This is a genomic window from Natrinema gelatinilyticum (genome assembly GCF_024266705.1).
GTDB classification, from domain to species: domain Archaea; phylum Halobacteriota; class Halobacteria; order Halobacteriales; family Natrialbaceae; genus Natrinema; species Natrinema gelatinilyticum.
Window position 1 is genome coordinate 447,034 of the sequence record NZ_CP100757.1, and the last position, 22,175, is coordinate 469,208.

Sequence of the window (22,175 nt, forward strand, 5' to 3'; positions counted from 1 at the left end):
TCCTGACGTGTGATCTCCTGAATAATATAAATTGTGAATATAATCCAGTTATATTCCGAGCGCGGCTTTATATGCACTGTCTGCAGGGCTACTTTCATTTCACTTCGATTTCCGAGCGAGATCGTCGTCGAGCGGGTGTTACCACCGCTCCGGCGCTCCGATATGCGACTCGCGCGCGCATTGGCGGACCGCGATTTCACGCAACAGGAGGTCGCCGACCACTTCGGCGTGACGCAGGCCGTCGTCTCGCAGTACGTCAGCGGCGATGCTGTAGTGATAGATCGTATCGCCATACATCCGAAGACACGAGAGACGGTCAACCAGATTGTCGACGGATTCGCCGATGGAGAACTGAACAGCTACGACGCGCTCGCCGAGATGCTCGATTTAATGCGAGAGTTCGAGGACCGGGACCCGATGTGGACGAGTCGGCCGATGTTGCCTCGATTTCGGGGCGCAGCATCGTGGCCAGGACGGTGGCACTTACCGTGAACACGAACGCAACCGCGACTTCGTGACCGTCGTAGATGGACTACAGACAACTATCAGTGAATTCGGTGCACGGAGAAGGATCATCGACGACCTCCCAGATTTCGGTGAAGAGTTCGCACAGATATTATCACGATAGTGGAATCGGCAACTCAGACTACTGTCGAAGACGACAACCGTTCGGACACCGGTGCGCTCGATAGCGAATCGACTGTCAATCGACCAGTGCGACGACAAAAACGAAGCTGCCGGCTACATGCTCGACGCAATCGATGAGTTAGAAGCCTATCTCCAAGCATACGACAGGTACGTACCTGAACTCCGTGCCTGGGGACAGTCGCCGATCTATGTCATTGCCTGGAGGAACTTGATGGCAAATCTCATCGTTAGATTACACGAACACGAAGATCGCTCCAAGCATCTGGAACGAGAGCGTAATCGCCGCCTCGTCGACGATGGCATCCAGTTGAGAGACGTAAAATAGCGAACTGGTTCATCCCATCGACAGCGACTTACATTCCTGCTCATGATGTCAGCCGGCACAGTGCAGAATTGGCACCGGGTTCGTTGGCATTATCGAACTCTGGGTCGGCCAACATAGAGAGAGACAATCTGCGATGATAGGCGGATTCATTTGCTCAGTTAATCGTCTGTTTGTGTGACTTCGATATCATCGGTTGGTGTGACTTCGATGTCATCGTTTGCATGAACTGTGATACGGTACCCACAATAGTCGAAGACCACCTGTCCCCAGGCTCGCTCAGACCTCGAAATTGGTTGGAACAGTTGCTCAAGAGCTTCAGGATCGACGGTGTGAAGGGGACCTAGGTCTGTCGGTGAAACTCCCTCTAGTTCCGCAATCCTCTTGACGATTTTCCAGATGATACTTGTCTGTTCACTCACGTTGCTCTCTCCCGGTAGTTCTGCCATCAAGCCTAAGAGCTACGTTGACCTTGAAAACTGTTTCGGCTCATTGTGGACCGATAGTTCTCCGAAGCGGTCAAAAAGAGAGTCTTGAAACTACTATCGGCAACTAATGATTGCAGTTTCCAACCGGTATAGATAGGTTTGAAAAACGCGAGGACAGTGACGCGACGATCCTGGAAAAGAAACTTCCAGATCTGGCTACCAGACACTCCGTGGACAAGCGGGACAAAAAGGGGGGAAGAAACTACGATTCTGTATATGGTAGCTCGATTAACTCTCATTACGGCGACGGTGACAGCGTCTTCTGTGGACGACGGTTCCCAGCGAACGGCGGAAAGGCACCTGCAATACTTATTCAGAGGGGGCACTAGGCCACATGTATGCGTGTGCTTCACGGTCGTACGTCATCTACTGCGATAGACCATACAATAACTGACACACTGTTATCGGAATCGACAGAGCCCACTATCAGGGTGTGGCATCCACATCGACACGTGGCCTTTGGTCCTCGTGACGTTCGAACCGACCAGTACACACAGGCGTGTGACGCTGCCAAGGAATTAGGATATGACATCCACGAGCGCAGTGTCGGTGGCAGAGCGGTGGCGTACACTGGAACGACCATTTGTTTTGTACATGTCGATGCGGTGGCTGACGAGCGATCGGGACTGACCGACCGCTACAATCGAGTTGTTGACCGACTCTGGTTGGCGCTCAATGCGGTCGGTGTCAATGCCGACCGCGGTGAGCCTGATGCCGCCTTTTGTCCCGGTTCACATTCACTATCAGCAACGGGGAAAATCGTCGGCGTCGCCCAACGGATTCGCCGGAACGCAGCGCTGACGGCTGGCATCATCGTTCCGTGCGACCGAGCGGAACTCATCGAAGTTCTCGAACCGGTGTATACGCACCTGGATATCCCCTTCGATCCGAACGCAATAGGTAGCGTCCGTCGAGCGGGTAGTTCGGCGAGTCCTGAAGAAGTCCGCCAAGCTGTCGAAGAGGCACTCATCGCCGGAAACTCCATCAACTCACCAGCGGTCAAGCGGGCGCACGTATCAGAATTAGACAGAGATCATGGATAACCCACCCATCGAGGAGAACAGCAGATTAATATTCGAGATTTCCCTGGATGATATCCGCATACTCTTGGACTACTGAGGGATATTCCTCGAAGAATACATCGTCAGTGAGTCTGTTCGGCGGACCGTACAGCGCGATCCCAGCGATGAGGTCGTCTTCCTTACTTATGATCGGAACGCCGATTCCACGCATTCCGTCGAAGCACTCCTCGTCGTCAAGCGCGTATCCGCGTTGACGAATGAGTTCCATCTCCTCTAAGAGCGGTTCAAGTTCTGTGATCGTGTTTTCTGTCCGTGGATAGAGGCCGTACTGATTAATTACATCCCGGATTTCTTCATCACTTAATTGGGCGAGAATCGCCTTGCCATATGAAGTCGTGTTGAGCCGTGATTTGACCCCTGGATATGTCCGATTGACTTGGAGTCGCTTCACTTTCTCCCCCTTTTTCATCGATAACAACACTCCGAGATTGTCTTCTTCGATCATCAAGCCAGCAAACTCACCAGTTTGTTCAGCTAGCCGACGGATCTCCGGCTCAGCGACGGTGTAAATGTCGCAGTTGCGCCGAACTTGGTTACCGATCTCGAGGAAAAACGAGCTCACACGATACCTGCCATCTGATCCCTTTGTAATATAATTGATCGTCTCAAGCGTGTTGATATACTCGTACATAGTGCTTAGCGGCATATCGAACTCACTGGCCAGTTCGCGAACAGATGCTGCCTTCATTTCGACCAGTCTTTCAACGATACGGTTAGCACGGCAGAGAGATTTGAGTGGTTGTGAAGACATGCTAGGCACCTAATAGCGCAATTGACATCATTGTTCCGATTATTTCGAAGAGGACGAAAATTCTGGCCGCCTGCTCATGTTATGGTTACCTCAGCAGGGAACAGGCATGACGTTGGGGCATAATTCGAAATAGTCGAAATTAGCGTGCTATATTAACTCAATGTATGGTATGAGGCCACAACCCAGAGGCAGCCATTACGACTATCTCGAACTGCCCGAAATCGAGGGCATCATCGCTAATTTGTCCAGCACGTCGCATCGACAACGGCCGATGCCGATTCCCGGTCGTGGAAACCACGACGTCCGTCGAATTGTGATTACCAGTCTCCGAACGGTCCAGCAAGTGCTGCCACCAGTTTTTACCGGGCGATGGTTAGACAGAATAACAAGCGTAGGTCTGTTATTCCACATCTTCTTGGAGAATATACCGAGTTAGAGCCGAATTCGGGTGGGCTGTTACTACAGATAAGAGAGGTACACTCCGCGAAATAATCTCCTAGCTACCAAATCAGGCAACCTCTGGGTTTAAGCAAGATCCTTTCCAAAGTATACTCAGGAATGGCAACAGAAAATGGAAATGAAGGAGAGACGTCAGCTGAGAAGCCCGACAGCAAAGTCGCACGGCTCATCGAGTCCTACGAGCTGGAAGCAGCGTTTGGAGATCAACTCGAAAAGTCCTGGACGGCAGATGGAGAAGCGCGGGAGAGTTTGTGATCGCTGGCAGACCAGTTTAATAAACGACTGCTCGAAACAGCCATGACCGACGCAGGGATGTCGACGCTCAGTGGCGAAGTTTCCAACATGTATCGATTATTGACGGCGGACGACGTCAGCAGTGGGAATAGAACGGAAGCACGAAAACGACTCGAGCAGAACGGTCTCGATATCGCTCAGCTCGAACGAGACTTCATTACCTATCAGGCGATGCGGTCCTATCTCAAGGACTACCGCGGCGCCGAGTATCACCGGAACAGTGAGACCACCCGTCTCGAAGATACGGTTGCTGCTATCCAACGACTCCAAGCACGAACACGGTCTGTCGCCGAAAAGAACCTTACCCAATTACGAAAGACGGGGCAAATATCACTCGGCGAGTTTTGACTGTTCGTCGAAATCAGCGTCCTCTGTCAAGATTGCAGTACTCAGTATAGAATCGTCGAACTCTTGCAGCAAGGAGGTTGTGAGTGCCAAACTGCTCACGACGGAGAAGAATAACAAGAGCAAGCTTGTTATTGCAATGGATGGCAAATCAGATACTCGTGATATGAGTGTACTCATCATCCGCAACTCATCCTGATAGTGGTATCGTCAGTGGCAACCTGAAACAGTCTCGCCGTCCTCGGAAGCAGAGCGTTCTAATGGGCCGCACGAGAGTTTTTCTCTCACGGTCGTCGGGAGCTGGAACACTGTCGGACAACTAATGTACTCGATGATAGATTGCTTGATTAGAGCGTTTAACGTCGATCAATCGAAGAATCAATTGTGTTTTTCGAGGCGAACAACCGCTCACGCTCCCTAGATTCAGTAAATTTCGCTGCGTAGCCTTATGTGACGATTTCTACCGGAGGTACCACAGTCGTTCGTGCCCAGGGAGGAAGCGAACACAGTCTCGATTCCCCAAGCGGACCCCCCTTTGTCTCACGATATCTAAAATGTATTGGACACTACACATTATTTCCAAATGAAAATAAGGCATATAATCTTGCGCTTTCTTTTTCAAGACTATTTAGACAACGCTTGCTCAATAAGCAGGTTTTTGGTTACGGGCCTACTTGGCCTAGATATGTCGAATACCGAAATGATAGAGAGGGTTAAAATACAGGCAAAAAATATCGGTGGGATCTCTGAGACCGAAGTCGATATCCCCCCAGGTGTGGCTGTCCTGACTGGTCGTAATGCGACGAACCGCACCTCCTTCCTGCAGACGATAATGGCTGTTTTGGGCAGCAACGATGTTACGCTCAAGGGTGATGCTAACGAAGGCTCAGTCGAGCTCTCGCTCGGGGATGAAACGTATCATCGAACTCTTCATGACAGAAATGGAGCTATTTCGTTTGCTGGCGATCCATATCTCGATGATGCAACGATTGCCGATCTGTTCGCGTTTCTGCTCGAATCGAACGAAGCTCGACGGGCTGTAGTTCAAGGTAACGATCTCCGTGAGTTGATTATGCGGCCGGTAGACACCGAGGAGATCCAGGCCGAAATCGAGCGCCTCAAACGGAAACGCAGCAAAGTCGACGAACAACTCGAGGAAATCGATTCGCTCAAGAATGACCTGCCTTCGCTTGAGAAGCGCAAATCAAAACTCGAAGCCGAGATCGAGGACAAGCGCGACCAACTTGCGACCAAAGAGGACAAGATCGAGTCGATGGACGCCAACGTCGACGAAACTCGTGAAGACAAGCAGGAACTTGAATCGAAACTGGATGGCCTCCGTGAGTTGCGAGCGGACCTCGAAAGCGTGCGTTCTGATATCGATCTTCAGGAAGAAAGTATCACGTCGCTTAAAACCGAACGAGCCGAGCTGAGGGAGGAACGTGAGGCGTTACCGGACGTGCCAATGGACGAGTCTGAGCAATTAGATCAGGAAATCTCAAGCTTGCGCCGGCGGAAACAGAAACTCGAGGCCAAGATCACCGATCTCCAAGATGTAATTCAGTTCAACGAGGAAATGCTCAATGGAGGGGAATCAGCCATCGGTACTGCGCTTGCGGCCGGCGATAACTCGTATGATACCGTCACCGATCAGTTGATCGAAGACGAGTCCATTGTCTGCTGGACATGTGGGAGCAGTGTCGAACGTGACCGCATAGATGCGACCATGGATACACTACGGTCGGTCCGGCAAGACTACACCGACGAGATTAGCGAAATAGATCACGAGTTGGAACAGTTGCAGGCAGACAAGCGAGAACGCGAACAACAACAGCGCGATCGTGAGCGACTTGACCGTAAACTCGACGACATTACGGACGAACTCGATCAACGGGAGTCGCAACTTACGGACTTGCGTGAGAAGCGCGATCAACTGAGTAATGATATCGAGGTTACAGAGGAAGAAGTCGAAGCTCTCGAACACGAGAGCTTCTCTGAGATTCTAGATTTACACAAGGAGGCGAACCAGTTTGAATTCGAACTGGGGCAACTCGAGTCAGATCTCGATGATGTAACTGATCAACTGAGTACGATTGAGGACCGATTAGCGGAGGAGGAATCGCTCACCGAACGTCGGGGACAAATTCAAGAAGATTACGAGGCTCAGAAATCCAAAATCGAACGAATCGAGCGCGAGGCCGTCGAGGAGTTCAATCGTCACATGGAGCAAATTCTTGACGTTTTAGAATATGAGAATCTTGCACGAATTTGGATCGAACGTGTCCAGAAATCCGTCCGTGAAGGACGCCAAAAGACCGAAAAGGCCGTATTTGAACTCCACGTCGTGAGAACGACGGAATCGGGCGCGACCTACGAAGATACAGTTGATCATCTTTCTGAGAGTGAACGTGAGGTTACGGGACTCACATTTGCGCTGGCAGGGTATCTCGTCCATGACGTTCACGAGACAGTCCCGTTCATGCTGTTGGACTCGTTGGAAGCCATCGACTCGGAACGGCTGGCAAATTTCATTTCATATTTCTCCGATTATGCGCGGTATCTGGTTGTTGCTCTTCTCCCTGAGGACGCCCAAGCACTTCCGAATGAGTATGCGCGCATCACAAAAATATAACATGTTTGGCGTTCACAGATAGTGGATTTTTACTCGTTATCCGCCAATTGACATTCACAACCCCCCTGTTGGAGAAGTTCGACGAAGCCATACTGTGTCTCGCACTCTTCACAATAGACGTTGATATCGATGAACAACTGAAATTCACCGAGAGCAAGTTGATTCGTATCCCGGAGTTGTAGAAGGCTCTTTTCGGCAACAGATATAGTTCGTGATTTGAGACGCTGAATTGTATCGATAACGCCATCCACACGTGTGTGTGTAGTGTCATTATCGTACTGTGCACCACGGTGCTCTTTGAGGTATGACCGGATGGCCTGATAAGTGACAAAATCCTGTTCTAACTGTGTGATATTAACTCCGTTCTGTTCGAGTCGACGTCGAGTCTCGATCCGATTACCGCTGCTCACGTCTTCGTCGGTTAGCAGTCGATACATGTTGGAGATTTCCCCATCGAGCGTCGCCATTCCTGCGTCCGACACTGCTGCTTCGAACAGTCGTTTGTTAAATCGATCCGCGAGAGTTCGTAGACTTTCGCGCTTCTCGCCGTCCGCCGTCCAGAGTTCCTCCAACGTATCGCCGAACGAGGCCCCCAGGTCGTATGACTCGATGAGTTGCGCGACTTTGCTGTCGGGCTTTTGCTTCACCGTTTCGTCCGATTCAAAGTCGTTCTCGCCCTCGCCTTCACTTGACATTTATACATGGATAGAAGGGAGGAGCAGTTTTAAAGTCAGGGGTTTCCTCTCTGTAATGACCACTAGGATTTGGGTGACCTGGTAGTCCGTCGGCTCCTAATCGTGACTGCGCACATAGTAACAAAACAGACTATAGTGATAGCCGGAATAATATATGTGGCGTCAGATTGTCATTTCACGATATAGGATGTTATTGAACATCATGCGAGCATCTAAATAACAAGAATAGAGTTGTTATTCCTGACTACGCCGGCTCCTGTTGGTGAACTTTTAGCTTCCATCGAAATGATGATGAACTCGCCTTCATCTTCTCGAGGTTGAGACGTAGTTTCGATATACTTGTGCCGATATTCTTCGCGGGGTTATTTCGTATAAGCTATTATATGTGATGATACCGTAGACACATTCTGTGACAAATCTTCAGAAGAAATCAATCTGTGTTAATCTCCGTCGATTAAAGACACATCATACATTTTTTCGGATCATAAACCGTCATAAGAACGCTTTCTGAGAAAAAGAGTTTATCTTATAAAATCCGACAATGCTGAAAATGATACGGAACGTGTTTTGTCCGTCAATTTCTCCACAATCGACGTATGCAGCACCAATATGGCGCATGTCATAAGTCACCGTAGCGGAACCCGCCGATCTCTATCCGAGAATCTCGGATAGCATAATATAAACTATGTTCAAATTCAGATGTGTCGACTTATCCGTAAACCACATAAATGGTGGAAGGCGTCGGGGTATGTAATTTATAATTAAGAATAGACGCTGAAAAAGTGTACGACGATGCCGGATAAGGTTTATTAGAAACCGCAGTTACACGCTACTCATGGGCGAAAAAGTGAAAATCAAAGCGGTCAAGAACACCACGGAAATACTCAAGATAGTATCCGTGAGGGGGAAGGCTAGCGTTTCAGAAGTCGCAGCGGAGGCAGATATGCCAAACAGCACCGCTCACGACTATCTTCAATCGCTGAAGCAAACTGGCTATCTGATCAACGATTCCGAGGGATACTCACTGAGCACTCGTCTGTTAGAACATGGAACTCGTCGGCGACTGCAGCTAGATATTTATGAAACTGCGAAACCGGAGATTGCGAAACTTGCGAGGGAAACGGGCGAACACGCCTCACTGATGATCGAAGAAAATGGGTTTGGAATCCTCCTGTCGACAGTGATGGGCGAAGATGCCGTTGAGATAGTCGCTCACGACGGGACCAAAACTCCCCTCCATGCAACCGCTCCTGGAAGAACGATACTGGCAAATCTTCCTGAAGAGCGCGTCGATGCGATCGTGGAACAACACGGACTTCCAAAAATGACGAGGAACACGATAACGGAACGAGAAGAACTAGACGCAGAACTTCAATCCATCAAAGAAAAGAAATATGCGCTCGAGCAAGGCGAGATCATGGACGGGATGCGTGGCGTCGGCGCTCCGATTATTCGACGAGACAGTGACAAGGTAGTTGGAGCGATTAGCGTTTATGGTCCGACGAACCGGACGATTAATAAGCAATTCGAGGATATGGTTCCGGAGTTGCTGATTCAGTCCGCGAATATCATTGAATTGAATTTGGCCTACTCGTGAGGTGGCGATTCCTTACCTTTCACCGGTGATTGTTTAACACTATTTGAACGTGACGTGCCCTTTCCAAAAAGCATCCATAAGAACCATTTTTAGAGAAAGATTGATTACATTGCTCATGAATATCATACGTGGGTAGTGTGATAGGTGTACCCATCATGAACAAAGAACAATGAGTTATCTAGTCAACGTTGACATCGGTGGAACACACACCGATGGTGTCGCAATTGATGAACAGGGGGGGATTATTGATGGAAAAGTGGCATCAACCCCTAATGACTTCTCAAAAGGATTTTTCGATTCCTTAGAAGTAATGGCTGAGAAGTTAGGGACAGATATCGAAGGCCTGTTAGAAGAGGCCGAGCTCGTCTCCCACGGGACGACGGTTGGGACAAATGCGGTGTTAGAAGGAGACGATGTCGACACATCGCTCATCACCACACACGGGGCTGAGTCGGTTATTTCGATGATGCGCGGTGCCCCAGGACGAACAAGTGGACTCTCCGTGGAGGAATACCTCCACATGCAAGAGGTTACCAAACCAGACCCATTAGTTCCGAAGGAAAATATCCATGGACTAAACGAACGCATCGACTGTAAAGGAGAAGTGGTAGTCGAATTCAATGAGGAACAGGCTCGTGGCGTAGCAAAAACAATCGCAGACGAACACGTCGACTCGGTCGCGATCAGTTGCTTGTGGTCGTTCCTCAACTCCGAACACGAGGAACGTATGGAGGAAATCCTCACTGAGGAACTCGACGAGGATGTATTCCTCACTCGTAGTAGTGACCTTGCACCCACCTGGGGTGAATACGAGCGCACTACTGCCACAGCAATAAACGCCCTCATTGGACCAACCACCTCTGATTACATCGAAAAGATCGACAATCGCCTCGAGGAGAGCGGATATGATGGAACGTTGCTGGTGATGCAGGTCGGTGGGGGAGTCGCTCCAGCAGCGGATGCGATCCGCGAGCCCGTCAGAACAATCGATTCGGGGCCAGCAGCCGGAATGACCGGTTGTAGCTACCTCGCAGATACACTGGATCACGAGAACATCATCGCCGGCGACATGGGTGGGACAAGTTTCGACGTCGGCCTCATTACGGATGGGGAGCCGATAACGAAGGCCACCAACGTTGTCCGCCAGTATGATTACAGTATACGGAACATCGACATCGAATCGATTGGTAACGGCGGCGGATCTATCGCGTGGGTCGAAGAGAATACTGGGCGGCTGCGCGTCGGTCCCCAATCGGCCGGTGCAGACCCCGGGCCAGCCTGTTACGGGGACGGCGGCGATGCGTTTACAGTAACAGACGCTGCAGTTCTCTGTGGATTCATCGATCCAGAATACTTCCTCGGTGGGCGTGAGGAACTCGATCTCGAGAGTGCCGAGGAGGCCGCACGGGGCCTTATGAAAGCCACGGGAATGGATCTCATGGACGTCGCTCGGGGTGTGGTCGAAATCTCCAATGCCCAGATGGCGGATCTCATCAGCCAACGGACGATCAATAAGGGTCACGATCCGCGTAACTTTACAATATACGCATACGGTGGTGCTGGCCCCCTGTATCTGCCATCGATTGCACACCGCCTCAGCGTCGACGAGGTCGTCATTCCGACGGGCGATTCGTCCTCAGTATGGTCGGCAGTGGGTATTTCGTCGTCTGACGTTCTCCACCGGAACGAGATGTCGAATATGCGAACGTTCGCACCGTTTGATCCCGAGGAACTAACGGAACAGTTCACCGCCATTGAGGATGAGATCCGTGGCGATCTTGAGGCGGAAGGATTCGATGAGGAGGACATGCGCTTAGAGCGGTATGCGAACCTCAGCTACGGTTTACAGGTCCACGAAGTAACAGTCCCTGTTCCACCCGGCGAACTGACCGAGGAGGACACGGGTGAGGTAATAGCTCGCTTCGAAAAGAAATACGAACAACTCTACGGCGAAGGCGCCGGTGCGAGTCAAACCGGCTTCGAGCTCGTGACTCTCCGTGTCGACGGATACGGCAAAACAACGAAGCCGAACCTGCGTGCCGAAACATCGGGAGTAAAGGCTGACGGAGGGAATCCCGAGACGGAGGAGATTTTCTGGCCGGCAGAAGATCGATACATGGACACGAAGGTGTACTATCAGGACGACATTGGTCCTGGTATGACCTTCGAAGGTCCAGCCGTCATGCGGCTGAACAATACGACCGTCGCCGTTCCCAGTGCGGATTCGGGCGAAATTGACGAGTATAACAACATCATCATCCGATCATGAATCCACGATACATGCACGACACAAAAGAAACGCTGCAGTCACGAGGTGCCGCCAATGTCAACTGATGACCAAAGTCACGACGGCTCAAACGTCTGGGAGGACTTCCAGAAGGGGTACGTTCCAGAGGATGATCTTGACATCCATCCGGATCTCGACTTACACACTGAGTATTCGAAGGACATCGACCCGGTCACGTACGAAGTGCTTCGCCACAGGCTCTGGACGGTCAATGAAGAACACGGCCAAACGCTTGAAAACGTGTCCGGATCACCGGTCGCATACTTCGGACAGGACTTCAATCCGACTCTGATGACGCATGACGGAGAGGTGGTGTTCAATGGGCCGTATGTCCAACTGTTCTCGCCGATAGCCGAGTTGCAAGTGAAATGGATCCTGGAGAACCGAAGCGATAATCCTGGCATCGAACCGGGGGACATTTTCATTTCGAACGACCCGTGGGTTGGCAGTACTCACCAGCCCGATGTCTTCTTCGTTGCACCGATTTTCAAAGACGGAGAACTTTTCTGCTGGATTGCCAACACGCTTCACCAATACGATATCGGTGGAAAAAATGCGGGAAGTTTCGTCCCGGGTGCAAACGATGTCTTTGAGGAATCGACACCTATTCCGCCGATTAAGGCAGTGGAAGGTGGCGAAGTCCGCAAGGACGTCAAGCAGATGTACATGCGCCACTCGCGAATGCCCGATATGGTGGGCCTGGATTTCAACGCTCAGGTAGCAGGCCTTCAGGTAACACAGGAGCAGATCCATGACCTCATCGACGAGTACGGCGCTCAGACGATCAAAGGTGTGATGGAGAACATTATTGACGACTCCGAGACGGAGTTCGTCGAAAAACTCCGTGAGCTACCTGATGGTACGTGGCGTTCTCGCGAGTTCATGGAAGGATCGAAGACGGGAGACGACGACCTCTACGTTGCACAACTTCAACTCACTAAGGAAGGGGACACCCTTACGTTTACCAACGAAGGGAGTGCGGAGAACGAGGGGTCGATGAACCTTACCTACGCCGGCTTCCGGACAGCGATCTCTTGTGTCGTTAACCCGATGCTGCTCTATGACCAACTGTGGGTCACGAGTGGGGCCTACAGACATATCGATATAGAGACCGAGCCAGGTACCCTGAATCGAGCAGAATATCCTACTGGAGTCAGCTGTGGCGGGACATTGAGCATCGAGCTATCGATCGCCCTGATTTACGACGTCATGACTCGAATGCTCTCTGCGTCGGATGAAACCCGCGAGGACATCATCACGGACCCCCTTGCTGGGCTTATCGTTCTCTCACAAGCCGGTATGGACCAGTGGGGTAACCCGTTTGGCACGATGAACCTTGACGTGATGGGGACGGGCTTTGGCGCACGGACCGACAAAGACGGGATTGATGTCGGAGGTATCCTGTTCTCTCCCAAAGGTCCGCTGCCCAACATCGAAAACAACGAGCAGGATTACCCAATGTTGTACCTGTACCGCCGGGAATCGATGGACTCCGCAGGACACGGGGAATTCCGTGGGGGCGGTGGGATGGATGCCTGTTTCGTCCCTCACAACACCGAGGCCATTCAGACTGTGGTGGCCGGCAACGGTGGTGTCACGCCAAATACACGTGGGGTCGCTGCCTATCCCGGTGCACCAATTCGGAGTCGGACCGTCGACGGATCCGACATCCACGATCGGTTCGAGAACCAGGAGATTCCTGACGATATCGAGGAAGTAGATGGGGACATGAATACGTATCCACCAAAGGCCGAATTCGTTCAAGGCTCGATGGACGTCATGGAGACGCGCTCTCCAGGTACTGCCGGATACGGTGATCCGCTGAAGCGCGATCCTGAGAAGGTGCTCGAGGACGTGACCGATGAAATCGTTAGCGAAGAGGTCGCGAACGATATCTACGGCGTCGTATTCGACGAAAGCGGCGATGAATTGGCAGTTGACGAATCGGCGACGGGAGACCGTCGGGATGAGATCATCGAATCTCGACTCGCCGAGAGTACGATCCCTGTGGAGGAATAACAATGCAGATTCACAAATACCTCGATCTCGACGAAGGTGAACAGACCATCTCATGCCGAGAGTGTGGCAAATCTCTCTGTGACGCTGAGAAAAACTACAAAGAGTACTCGGCGATGCAGACGGGACCGGTGACGGATGCTGGCCCCGCGTTCGAGCCACCGGAAGAACTCTTGGGGCGTGACCCAAACCTGGAGTTCCGTCAATTCTTCTGCCCGGGTTGTGGCGTCCTCTTCGATCACGAGTTCGCACGTGAGGATGATCCGATTCTCCACGATATCGAACTCGATGTCGACTCGCTAACCGCGTGAAAAGACTGGTTTCAAAGCCGGTCCCCCGGTCTTGTGACTGTGTCCCATATTTATTTATACGCCGCACCGGAAGTTGGTGGTGATGCCGGACGATTCGGAGTATCTCGACCAGCTAGTCGACGAGGAGCCACTTCGGGAGTATCTCGAGACCAGGCTAGGGGAGACGGACACGTTTGACGTGTCATACCACGAGGGCGGAAACTCTAACGAGATTCTCTTTGTCACTTGGGGTGATGCAGACCTCGTTTTACGGCGTCCACCGCCGGGAAAGACAGCGAGCACTGCACACGACGTGCTCCGGGAGTATCGAGTCCTCTCCGCGCTTCAGGAGACGCCGGTTCCCGTTCCCCGGACCGTCCTTCAGTGCGAAGATTCGTCTCTCCTCGGTGCTGAATTCTACCTTATGGAACGGGTTGATGGGGAGATCATCGGCTATGAGGAACCCGACCGATTCGCAACCCCGAAATACCGGCGCGCGGTCGGAGCGGAACTCGTCGAAACACTGGCTCACATTCATACGGTAAATTTCGAGGAAATAGGTCTCGAGGACTTTGGCCGACCGGACGGATTCACGCAACGGCAAGTCGAACGATGGTCGAAGCAGATGGTATGGATCTACGAGGAAAAGGACCATAACCGACAGGTGCCTGCCCTCGAATCGCTCCGAGATTGGCTCAAGAATCACGTGCCCGAGTCCCACCATAGTACGCTCGTACACGGCGACTTTCGGCTTGACAATATGATGTTCGGGACCGGAACGCCGCCAGAGCTCGTTGCAGTACTGGACTGGGAACTGAGTACGCTTGGTGATCCACTCACCGACCTAGGTTTCTTGCTCGCACATTGGCGAGACCCCAAAGACGAGTTCGAACCCGCAATTCCAGAGTGGACGGCCCCCCACACCGAACATCCGGACTACCTGAGTAGGCGAGATTTGGTCGACCGTTACGAGGAACTGACGGACATGGAGTTCTCGAATGAACGGTTTTATCGGGCACTCGCCGTCTTCAAGGAAGCAGTCGCCGGGGAGATGTTCTTCAGACGGTATCTCGATGGCGAAACCAGCGACCCGCTGTACCCACGGATGAGAGATCGCGTTCCGGCGATGGCTAACCGCGGACTCCGAATCACTACTGGTGAGGATCCACTGTAGACACGGCATAGAGTCAGCAGTATCAGCTGAACGGTAAAGTTCATACATCCCCTCGACCATTGATTTGATACCTGTGACCCAGCTCTACTTCGAGGATGTCGATGAGGGAATGGCACGAGAGGTCGGCGCATACGAAGTAACCAAAGAGGAAATAATTGAATTCGGCGAGCGATTCGATCCACAACCGTACCACGTCGACGAGGAGGTAGCGACAGAACGGTTCGGCGGACTCATCGCGAGTGGCTTGCACACGCTGTCCATCTGCCAACGCATCGTCGCCGATCACCTCTTTCGCGATGTCGTGACGAAGGCCGGTGCTGGTTTCGAAGCCGTTCAATGTACCGCGCCGGTGTATGCCGGTGATACACTCTCCGTCCGAATGGAAATACTCGAGAAGCGGACACTCGAGAGCTATCCTGATCGTGGGCTCGTCCGCATTCAGTACAGAGGATTAAATCAAAACGACGAGCAAGTCCTCTCGACTGTCGGATTACCGTTCTTCGAGCGGCGAGAGACAAAAGCCGACTGACCTGTATCAGGCCCGTACGGCACGGTAATTTTAAATCCGATGATTAAGTGCATACTGTATGGACGTCAAGACCAATGCGAGCGATGAGTATCTGCACGAACCTCCCGAAAAACGCCTATGGAATGAGAGCTACTTTTTCGATTTTAACGACGAGACTGTCCGCGGTTTCACACGGCTGGGTTTCCAGCCCTTCGAGCGGCGTGCCAACGCGTGGTTCTATTTCGTCTACGACGACGAGGTGTACTGGTATCGCGACGAGAATATCCCTCTAGAGCGAACGTTCGGGCTCCAATCTTCCACGCCGGAGTTCACACAACGATACGAACTACATAAGCCGTACGAGGAGTGGGTGGTTTCCGCCTCGGGGGATTGTAACGTCGCAAATGATGCAAACGATGTCTTCACGGGTACCGACGAACAGGTGTCGATGACGGCCGATCTGACGTTCTCTAATCCGCTTCATGACCCCCTCGATATCGACCTGCTCGTGGATACACAGTATCATTACGACTACGCGAACCAGGTAGAGGGGACACTTACTATTGGTGGCGAAGAGGTACCCGTCTCTGGACGTGGGTATCGGGATCACTCGTGGGGCTGGTTTCGAGACTGGACACCCGGGAAATGGGGACATATGGCGTGTTTTGCTCAGTTCGGCACTGGCGATTGTTTTACGCTCATCGCGTCAACGAATCCGGGGGACGAGGTGCATCACGTCTACGGCTATCACGCGAATGCCGAAACTGTCCGACCAATTCGAGATGCGACAGTCGACTGGAACGACGGGCATGACCGGGCCGACCGAGCGCGTGCGTGGGCTGAAGGCGAGTATCCGACCGAGATTGACTACACCCTCGAGTTCGAGGATGGGACTGAAGAACTGTGTTGCCGACCGACCCACAACATACCGATCGGCTACGAGGATCGTAACTGGGCCCTCTCAGACCCTGATGGACCGTGGCTCACCAGCGTTACGAACCGTATGCCTGCCGATTGTCAGTGGCGCGGCAACGAAGGACTAGCTTGGCCCGAAGAACTCCTCTCGATATAATCTGGAGTGGGATGTGGCCGAAAGAACTGGTTGAGGGTCGAAGGTGTGGATTCAGTTTTCGTCGAGATAGTCGGCGACTGGCTGAGTGTTGCCGGTGGCCCTGACGAGTGGCTGAACGAAGTCCACTGGCTCGATACGCGGGAATTCGATCGATGGCTGGTCGAACACCTCGGCGATGGCGCTCTCTAGGGCATCCTCGTTCGAAGGATCGAGACCGGTTACGGCGTTCGCAAGGTCGTCGAGTACCGACGTCGACGTGATGGGGAGTGTCGGCCGGAAGTAGAAGTCACCGGAGAACTGTACGTCGTAGATGGTTCCGTCATCATCGAATACGACGCTCGCCTTGATGAGTTTCCTGGACTTGTACGCGGCTATCCCAATCTCGAGATTTCGTGGCACTTCTCGGCAGAGGTTCGCCGTCGAAATTCGGTCGATCCAGGGATCGCTCTCGAAGAACGGTGTTAACTGTTCGATGTACTCCGCCTCTTCGTCCGCTAACTCGGCCTCGACTATCTCTTCATCGTCGCCGATAAGTCGTTTGACGTTCTCCTCTACGAGCGCGTCGATCATCTCGTTTTTGCTGACGTCCTTCCCAAGATCATCCAGGATGACCGAGATTGGCCGCATTCGAGAGGTCAGACTATCGGTATCCTTGTCTTCGAACTTCTCTTTAGGCATGTCGATGGCTTCGTCCATTAGCTCTGAGAGCTCTTGGGGTGGCACATCCCAGATAGCACTCGAGACGATCGCCCAGTACTCCGACTGCGGGTAGTTCGTGGCGGCACACGCCATAACCTTGTACCTGTTATCGTCGAGGACGACTTCGGCATCACCGATGGATCGGTACTCTCCATCGAGGCCAACTTTCTGGAGCGCCGCTGCGTTTGCTTGCCCGTTGAGTTCGTCGAAGTGTTTAAGAAGCGAATTTTCGTCTTTGTCGTGTTGATCGTGCCGGTAGTAGACGAGTACAAGTGGGATTGCTGGTGTAAAGATTCCGCTCCCACCCCCACCGCTATGGTATACACGACCAGCCGTGACATCGTTCTCCCGGACGAGGTCGACGTCAAGTTGGTCTGCATCCTCGTAGTTCCCGAGCGCCAGTGATGGCTGCTCCTCGGACCAGGAAAGCGTCACGACTGTGTTTTCGAATATTCCATTTCGCATTTGGGTCCGCATCAGGGACGCGATTGCCCCCCACGTTCCTATCGTTGCATCGTCGATGTCAATTCTCCTAACCATGGTAGTACCTCTGATGGGGTACCTTGACATGATTTTGCAGAGCTATTAAAACCTTCTCCTAGAGCACTATTCGTTTCGCGTATATGTCTGCATATTTTACAGAAAATGCGTCCGTGGATACTGAACTGAATCGGGGATACACGGTGACGGTCAAACCGGGCACGGCGTACAAATTTTTAAGCCGAAGCGATGAGATGTCCTACAAGCCGATGACAGAGATTAACACAGAGACCATATCGTCTTATCTCTCGGGACGGCTTGCGGAAGGCGACGTGACCGTCACTGACCTCGTCGAGCACGTGGAGGGCTGGTCGCGGGACACGGTTTCGTTCACCGCCTCGTGGATGGAGAACGGAGAACAGGTCGAGGACCGACTGGTTATCCGGGCGGAGAGCGCAGAACAGTCCAATGCGGACCTCCAACTCTACGGAGAAATCGAGACGGAGTTCCACGCGATGGAAGCAGCGCAGTCTGCATCTCTTCCCGTACCCGAAACACACTGGTATGAATCCGATACGTCTCATCTCGACGCGCGGTTCTTCCTCGTCGAACATATTCCAGGCGAGGCACCGATCACCTGGTCTCCGAAGTGGCGATCCCGATTATATGATGCATGGGACGCCGATGGGCGGTCTCTTCCTCACCAGTTCGTCGATACGGCGGCCGGCGTTCACTCCATCGACCCCGCCAACGTCGAGGGAGTAACAGACGTTCACCCCGACGAGATTCCTGTGCGCGAAATCGAGCGGTGGGAATCACTATATCGGGAAACAGTTCTGATCGAAGAGCCGTTGATGGAAGAGGCGCTTGAATGGTTGAAAGATAACAAACCGACGGTCGACGAGACGACACTCGTTCACGGCGACTTCCGGATTGGGAATATGTTGATCGACGACGGGGATGAGATTATGGGCGTACTCGACTGGGAGTTCGCACGTGCCGGTGACCCGTTGTTCGATATCGGCTATGCGAGTATGGATTACTATGCAGGGAAGTTACTGACGGAGACTGAAAGACCCGAGTTAGCATGCTCTCTCGTAGACCGTGACTGGTTCTACAAGGAGTATGAGAGACGAACAGGGCGCTCCATTTCTTCCGAGCGAGTGAAGTTCTGGCGCGTTCTCTCGATTTTCCTGGTAATCACAATGTGTGTCGGGGGGATGCATCGATACCACGAAGGGCGCTCGGACGACGTCCGGAACGTGTGGTTCCAGTACATGCTTCCCGGCCTTCGTGAATCACTGCTCCGCCACATCCGTAAGGACCGTATCTGATCTGTCGGCGTACCAAAGCCAAGATTGACCTAACACATCGTTAGCTACTGTGATCGGACTGGCGGACGTTCGTACTCGTAATAGTGGGGTATCGGAAGTCCTGATAACTGGCCGACCTAGAACACCTGTGTCACACCCTCTCGATCACGGAGGTCAGTCCGTCGGAGTTTGCCGACAGGGTTTTTCGGCAAGTCGTCCATGAATTCAATCTCACGCGGATATTCGTACTTGGCGAGATTCTGTTTGACGTATTCCTGAAGTCCCGTTTTCAGTTCGTCGGTGTGCTCGTACCCCTCGTTGAGAACCACGAACGCCTTTGGGACTTGACCGCGTGTGTCATGAGGGATACCGATAACGCCACAATCGGCCACCGCGTCGTGGTTGACGACACTCTCCTCAACTTCCTCCGGACCGACCCGGTAGCCCGAACAGAGAATGACATCGTCTTTCCGGCTCACGAAGCCGAAATACCCGTCCTCGTCTTTTGTCCCGAGGTCTTCCATCAGGTGCCAGCCGTTCTTTCGCTTGCGGTCCGTCTTTTCCGGCTCATTCCAATATTCCTTGAAACAGACCGGGTCGTTTTCGTACCGAACCGCAATCTCGCCCGGTTCGCCGGGTTCTTCAACTACTTCTGCGGTCTCTGGATCGACGATCTCTACTTCGTGGCCCGGAGCTGCCCGGCCCATCTTGCCTTCGCGGTACTCCATCAGTTCCGTGCAATCGCCGATGATAATATTGGCCTCCGTCTGGCCGTAGGCCTTCTGTATTGTCGCGCCGTCAAACGTCTCGGCTGCCCAGTCGACGATGCTTTGTCCAACTTCTTCCCCGCCGCTGGGGACGACGCGGACGCTGCTGACGTCGTACTTCTCGGCCACATGATCCTTCTTTTGCATCATCCGTAGTGCGGTCGGGACCGATAGGAAACTCGTCACGCCGTACTTTTCGATGATCTCGAAGGCTTTCTCCGGAACGAACTCCCGACGTTCATAGGCAACGACCGGTCGGCCGTAGTAGAACGGACAGAATACCATGTTGAAAATACCGACCCATGCCCATTCCATCGGCATCCAGTAGACATCATCATCTTTGACGTCCATCGCCGAAAACGTGGTGAGAAAGCAAGGGAGTTGCCCAAGGAGGAAGCGGTGCCCGTGGAGAACACCCTTCGGGTCGCCAGTAGTCCCACTCGTGTAGATGATGATCGCGTTGTCATCGGGTTTAGTTGGATGTGTGTCAAATTTCTGTGGTTGGTCCTCAATGACGTTCCAGAAATCTTTCTCGTCACCCACTGGTTCGATATCGCCGACGGTCAAGGACGTATCAATGTTCTCCAAATCGCCTTTCACTTCTCGGAACGTATCGATGTTGTCCTCGTCGACGACACAGGCCTTCGCACTCGAGCTGTCGAGCCGAAATCTGAGGCCGTCCGGCCCAAACAGAACACTGAGCGGAATCGACACGGCACCGAGTTTCCAGATTGCGATATGAGCCAGTGCGGCTTCCGCTTTCTGTGGGACGTTAACGCCGACCCGGTCACCTGGCTTGATGCCCTGCTCGGCAAAATAGTTCGCGAGCTGGTTCGTGATATTGCGCATCCGCTGGTACGTGTACGTTCGCTCGTTGCCTCCCGTGTCCTCCGCATACATAGCAACGCGACTATCGTCATCCGCCCATCGGTCACAGACGTAGTCTGCCATGTTGAACTGCTCGGGGATCTCCCACTCGAAGTCCGCTTGTAATTGGTCGTAACTATCCCAATCCTGCTCGTAGAAGTGGTATGCGTCTAGTTGTGGCACGTCAGCCATACATGCATTGTTTCCCACTACCATATTAAACTTCTAGGCCACTCTTCTATTACGGGTGAGTGACATACGTTTGACCTTGCTATGCGAGTTCTGAGAGTCGCGCCGGCATCTTCAATATCGTTGGCTTTCAACCAGAATTATGGAAGCTGTATCCTTTCTTGAGGGAGCGTGTCATAGAATCCATCTCATAGCTTCTCATAGCCAGGTTCGTTTCCTCGCTCGTAGTTGGTGATTGCAACGACGAGCCGGAGGCACAGCGCAAGGAACACTTCTGTTCGTGCGTGGACGCGGCCTCGGGCGCGGACGTGCCCGAGGCCGCAGTCCTTGACTGCGTCGTTGGTTCGCTCGACTCCTGTCCGATTGTTGTACGTCTCGTCCAAGATGGATTGTTTCAGCTGAACGTCCTCGCTGCGTTCCTCGATCCGGTCTTCGACCCTATACTCGATATCTTTCGGGTCGTCAGTGTTTCGCGGGTTGTACGGAGCAATTGGTACGACCCCTGCGGCCAGCAGGTGGTCGTGCCAATTGAGGATATCGTAGGCGCTGTCTCCAAGCATCCAGATCGGTGTATCGACGGCGAGCGCGTCACGCGTGACGCGCATCGCCGTCTCCTGATCCGCTTGCTTGGCCTGTGTGAACTCCGCTGCTATCGGGATCTTTGCGCCAGTAGAGACGATCGTACAGCCGAAGCCGTAGTAGTACTCTTGGGCTGTTGGATCGTAGTTCCACGACGCAGCGTCGTTGTATTGGATCGCCTCGACGTGAGGTCGAATCGATAGAGTACGTGGAGTCGAGCAGGCCGCGGGCGGCGGCCTGCTCGACGAGTCTCTCGAAGACATCGTCAATCACGTGTTCGAGGTCGGTGAGAAATCGATCAACCGTGTCTCTGGATGGCGGTTTATCGAGTCCGCAGTAGTACCAGACGAGGCCGTGCTTGAGTTCTCGTGTAACCGGACGTGTGCCGTAAACATCTTTGTAGTAGCAGTGTAGAAAACCGCGGAAGAGATCGGGTGGCTGATGAACTCGTGCTCGCCCCCGCTTCGAGGGGGCGAACACGTCGTACTCCAGCAGAAACTCGAACTCAAGATGCTCGAATAGCGGTACTGTTTCGGTAGCCGCCGCATTCAAGAAGTCGTCTACCGAAGCTACGTCTTGCAGGGCTGCGATTGTGTTGGACACACTTTCCGCACCCTGCTG

17 protein-coding genes and 3 pseudogenes are annotated in these 22,175 nt (G+C 52.7%); 14 read left to right on the forward strand and 6 right to left on the reverse strand.

From position 1 onward, the window contains the following. Window positions 1-162: 162 nt before the first annotated feature. The 3 genes and pseudogenes from NJU76_RS20175 to NJU76_RS27355 all read left to right on the forward strand — a co-directional run bounded on the left by NJU76_RS20175 (window position 163) and on the right by NJU76_RS27355 (window position 973). The gene (locus NJU76_RS20175) at window positions 163-492 is read left to right on the forward strand and encodes a transcriptional regulator (RefSeq protein WP_254533586.1); all 330 of its coding nucleotides are present in this window, start codon (window positions 163-165) and stop codon (window positions 490-492) included. After that, window positions 458-628 (forward strand): annotated as a pseudogene (locus NJU76_RS20180) (cell division control protein Cdc6); the annotation flags it as partial. The gene NJU76_RS20175 and the pseudogene NJU76_RS20180, both read left to right, overlap by 35 nt. A gap of 51 nt (window positions 629-679) precedes the next feature. Beyond that, a complete protein-coding gene (locus NJU76_RS27355; protein ID WP_486642025.1) occupies window positions 680-973 on the forward strand; it encodes a DUF7971 family protein in 294 nt (97 codons plus the stop codon). Window positions 974-1,131: 158 nt separating this feature from the next. On the opposite strand, the gene NJU76_RS20185 is transcribed toward NJU76_RS27355, so the two are convergent. Then, entirely contained in the window at window positions 1,132-1,419 is a 288-nt protein-coding gene (locus NJU76_RS20185; protein WP_254533587.1) for a HalOD1 output domain-containing protein, read from the reverse strand. Window positions 1,420-1,796: 377 nt separating this feature from the next. On the opposite strand from NJU76_RS20185, the gene NJU76_RS27150 reads away from it, so the two are divergent. Next, window positions 1,797-2,501 carry a lipoate--protein ligase family protein gene (locus NJU76_RS27150; protein WP_425604329.1) on the forward strand — a complete coding sequence of 235 codons (705 nt, stop codon included), beginning with the start codon at window positions 1,797-1,799 and terminating at the stop codon, window positions 2,499-2,501. Between the two features lie 25 nt (window positions 2,502-2,526). Here the strand turns inward: NJU76_RS27150 and NJU76_RS20195 are convergent, their stop codons facing one another. After that, a complete protein-coding gene (locus tag NJU76_RS20195; protein WP_254533589.1) occupies window positions 2,527-3,291 on the reverse strand; it encodes an IclR family transcriptional regulator in 765 nt (254 codons plus the stop codon). Window positions 3,292-4,008: 717 nt separating this feature from the next. Between NJU76_RS20195 and rdfA (NJU76_RS20200) the strand changes: the two are divergent. Next, window positions 4,009-4,506, forward strand: a pseudogene (gene rdfA / locus NJU76_RS20200) (rod-determining factor RdfA). Window positions 4,507-5,074: 568 nt separating this feature from the next. Further along, window positions 5,075-7,021, forward strand: coding sequence for an archaea-specific SMC-related protein (locus NJU76_RS20205; protein ID WP_254533592.1), 1,947 nt, complete (start codon window positions 5,075-5,077; stop codon window positions 7,019-7,021). Window positions 7,022-7,050: 29 nt separating this feature from the next. Here NJU76_RS20205 and rdfA (NJU76_RS20210) read toward each other — a convergent pair whose 3' ends face one another. Further along, window positions 7,051-7,716 (reverse strand): rod-determining factor RdfA, encoded by a 666-nt coding sequence (rdfA, locus tag NJU76_RS20210; protein ID WP_254533593.1) that lies wholly within the window; start codon window positions 7,714-7,716, stop codon window positions 7,051-7,053. An 835-nt stretch (window positions 7,717-8,551) separates the two neighbouring features. Here rdfA (NJU76_RS20210) and NJU76_RS20215 point away from each other — a divergent pair. The 7 genes from NJU76_RS20215 to NJU76_RS20245 all read left to right on the forward strand — a co-directional run bounded on the left by NJU76_RS20215 (window position 8,552) and on the right by NJU76_RS20245 (window position 16,660). Then, a complete protein-coding gene (locus NJU76_RS20215) occupies window positions 8,552-9,313 on the forward strand; it encodes an IclR family transcriptional regulator (RefSeq protein ID WP_254533594.1) in 762 nt (253 codons plus the stop codon). 169 nt (window positions 9,314-9,482) lie between these two features. Further along, window positions 9,483-11,582, forward strand: a complete 2,100-nt coding sequence (locus NJU76_RS20220) for a hydantoinase/oxoprolinase family protein (RefSeq protein WP_254533595.1) — start codon at window positions 9,483-9,485, stop codon at window positions 11,580-11,582. A 54-nt stretch (window positions 11,583-11,636) separates the two neighbouring features. Then, window positions 11,637-13,619 (forward strand): hydantoinase B/oxoprolinase family protein, encoded by a 1,983-nt coding sequence (locus NJU76_RS20225; protein ID WP_254533596.1) that lies wholly within the window; start codon window positions 11,637-11,639, stop codon window positions 13,617-13,619. Between the two features lie 2 nt (window positions 13,620-13,621). Beyond that, on the forward strand, window positions 13,622-13,927 hold the full coding sequence (locus tag NJU76_RS20230) for an acetone carboxylase subunit gamma (protein ID WP_254533598.1): 306 nt from the start codon (window positions 13,622-13,624) through the stop codon (window positions 13,925-13,927). Between the two features lie 82 nt (window positions 13,928-14,009). Further along, window positions 14,010-15,080 (forward strand): phosphotransferase family protein, encoded by a 1,071-nt coding sequence (locus NJU76_RS20235; RefSeq protein WP_254533600.1) that lies wholly within the window; start codon window positions 14,010-14,012, stop codon window positions 15,078-15,080. A 73-nt stretch (window positions 15,081-15,153) separates the two neighbouring features. Continuing rightward, entirely contained in the window at window positions 15,154-15,609 is a 456-nt protein-coding gene (locus NJU76_RS20240) for a MaoC/PaaZ C-terminal domain-containing protein (protein ID WP_254533602.1), read from the forward strand. Between the two features lie 58 nt (window positions 15,610-15,667). Then, window positions 15,668-16,660: a DUF7065 domain-containing protein gene (locus tag NJU76_RS20245; protein ID WP_254533604.1), complete on the forward strand. Its 993-nt coding sequence runs from the start codon at window positions 15,668-15,670 to the stop codon at window positions 16,658-16,660. 51 nt (window positions 16,661-16,711) lie between these two features. Here NJU76_RS20245 and NJU76_RS20250 read toward each other — a convergent pair whose 3' ends face one another. Beyond that, window positions 16,712-17,899: a hypothetical protein gene (locus tag NJU76_RS20250; protein ID WP_254533605.1), complete on the reverse strand. Its 1,188-nt coding sequence runs from the start codon at window positions 17,897-17,899 to the stop codon at window positions 16,712-16,714. A gap of 209 nt (window positions 17,900-18,108) precedes the next feature. Here NJU76_RS20250 and NJU76_RS20255 point away from each other — a divergent pair, with 209 nt between their 5' ends. Continuing rightward, window positions 18,109-19,173, forward strand: a complete 1,065-nt coding sequence (locus NJU76_RS20255) for a phosphotransferase family protein (protein WP_254533606.1) — start codon at window positions 18,109-18,111, stop codon at window positions 19,171-19,173. A gap of 116 nt (window positions 19,174-19,289) precedes the next feature. Here the strand turns inward: NJU76_RS20255 and NJU76_RS20260 are convergent, their stop codons facing one another. Both NJU76_RS20260 and NJU76_RS20265 read right to left on the reverse strand, forming a co-directional pair. Next, window positions 19,290-20,978, reverse strand: coding sequence for an acetate--CoA ligase (locus NJU76_RS20260; protein ID WP_254533609.1), 1,689 nt, complete (start codon window positions 20,976-20,978; stop codon window positions 19,290-19,292). Between the two features lie 185 nt (window positions 20,979-21,163). Next, window positions 21,164-22,157: pseudogene (locus NJU76_RS20265) on the reverse strand (transposase). Window positions 22,158-22,175 lie beyond the last annotated feature (18 nt).

Bases quoted from the DNA above. Each gene is read 5' to 3' on its own strand.
- NJU76_RS20255 (WP_254533606.1), top strand. From the start codon at position 18,109: ATGACAGAGATTAACACAGAGACCATATCGTCTTATCTCTCGGGACGG.
- NJU76_RS20245 (WP_254533604.1), top strand. From the start codon at position 15,668: ATGGACGTCAAGACCAATGCGAGCGATGAGTATCTGCACGAACCTCCC.
- NJU76_RS20175 (WP_254533586.1), top strand. From the start codon at position 163: ATGCGACTCGCGCGCGCATTGGCGGACCGCGATTTCACGCAACAGGAG.
- NJU76_RS20225 (WP_254533596.1), top strand. From the start codon at position 11,637: ATGTCAACTGATGACCAAAGTCACGACGGCTCAAACGTCTGGGAGGAC.
- NJU76_RS20195 (WP_254533589.1), bottom strand. From the start codon at position 3,291: ATGTCTTCACAACCACTCAAATCTCTCTGCCGTGCTAACCGTATCGTT.
- NJU76_RS20215 (WP_254533594.1), top strand. From the start codon at position 8,552: ATGGGCGAAAAAGTGAAAATCAAAGCGGTCAAGAACACCACGGAAATA.
- NJU76_RS20230 (WP_254533598.1), top strand. From the start codon at position 13,622: ATGCAGATTCACAAATACCTCGATCTCGACGAAGGTGAACAGACCATC.
- NJU76_RS27150 (WP_425604329.1), top strand. From the start codon at position 1,797: ATGCGTGTGCTTCACGGTCGTACGTCATCTACTGCGATAGACCATACA.
- NJU76_RS20220 (WP_254533595.1), top strand. From the start codon at position 9,483: ATGAGTTATCTAGTCAACGTTGACATCGGTGGAACACACACCGATGGT.
- NJU76_RS20235 (WP_254533600.1), top strand. From the start codon at position 14,010: ATGCCGGACGATTCGGAGTATCTCGACCAGCTAGTCGACGAGGAGCCA.
- NJU76_RS20260 (WP_254533609.1), bottom strand. From the start codon at position 20,978: ATGGCTGACGTGCCACAACTAGACGCATACCACTTCTACGAGCAGGAT.
- NJU76_RS20250 (WP_254533605.1), bottom strand. From the start codon at position 17,899: ATGGTTAGGAGAATTGACATCGACGATGCAACGATAGGAACGTGGGGG.
- rdfA (WP_254533593.1), bottom strand. From the start codon at position 7,716: ATGTCAAGTGAAGGCGAGGGCGAGAACGACTTTGAATCGGACGAAACG.
- NJU76_RS20185 (WP_254533587.1), bottom strand. From the start codon at position 1,419: ATGGCAGAACTACCGGGAGAGAGCAACGTGAGTGAACAGACAAGTATC.
- NJU76_RS20205 (WP_254533592.1), top strand. From the start codon at position 5,075: ATGTCGAATACCGAAATGATAGAGAGGGTTAAAATACAGGCAAAAAAT.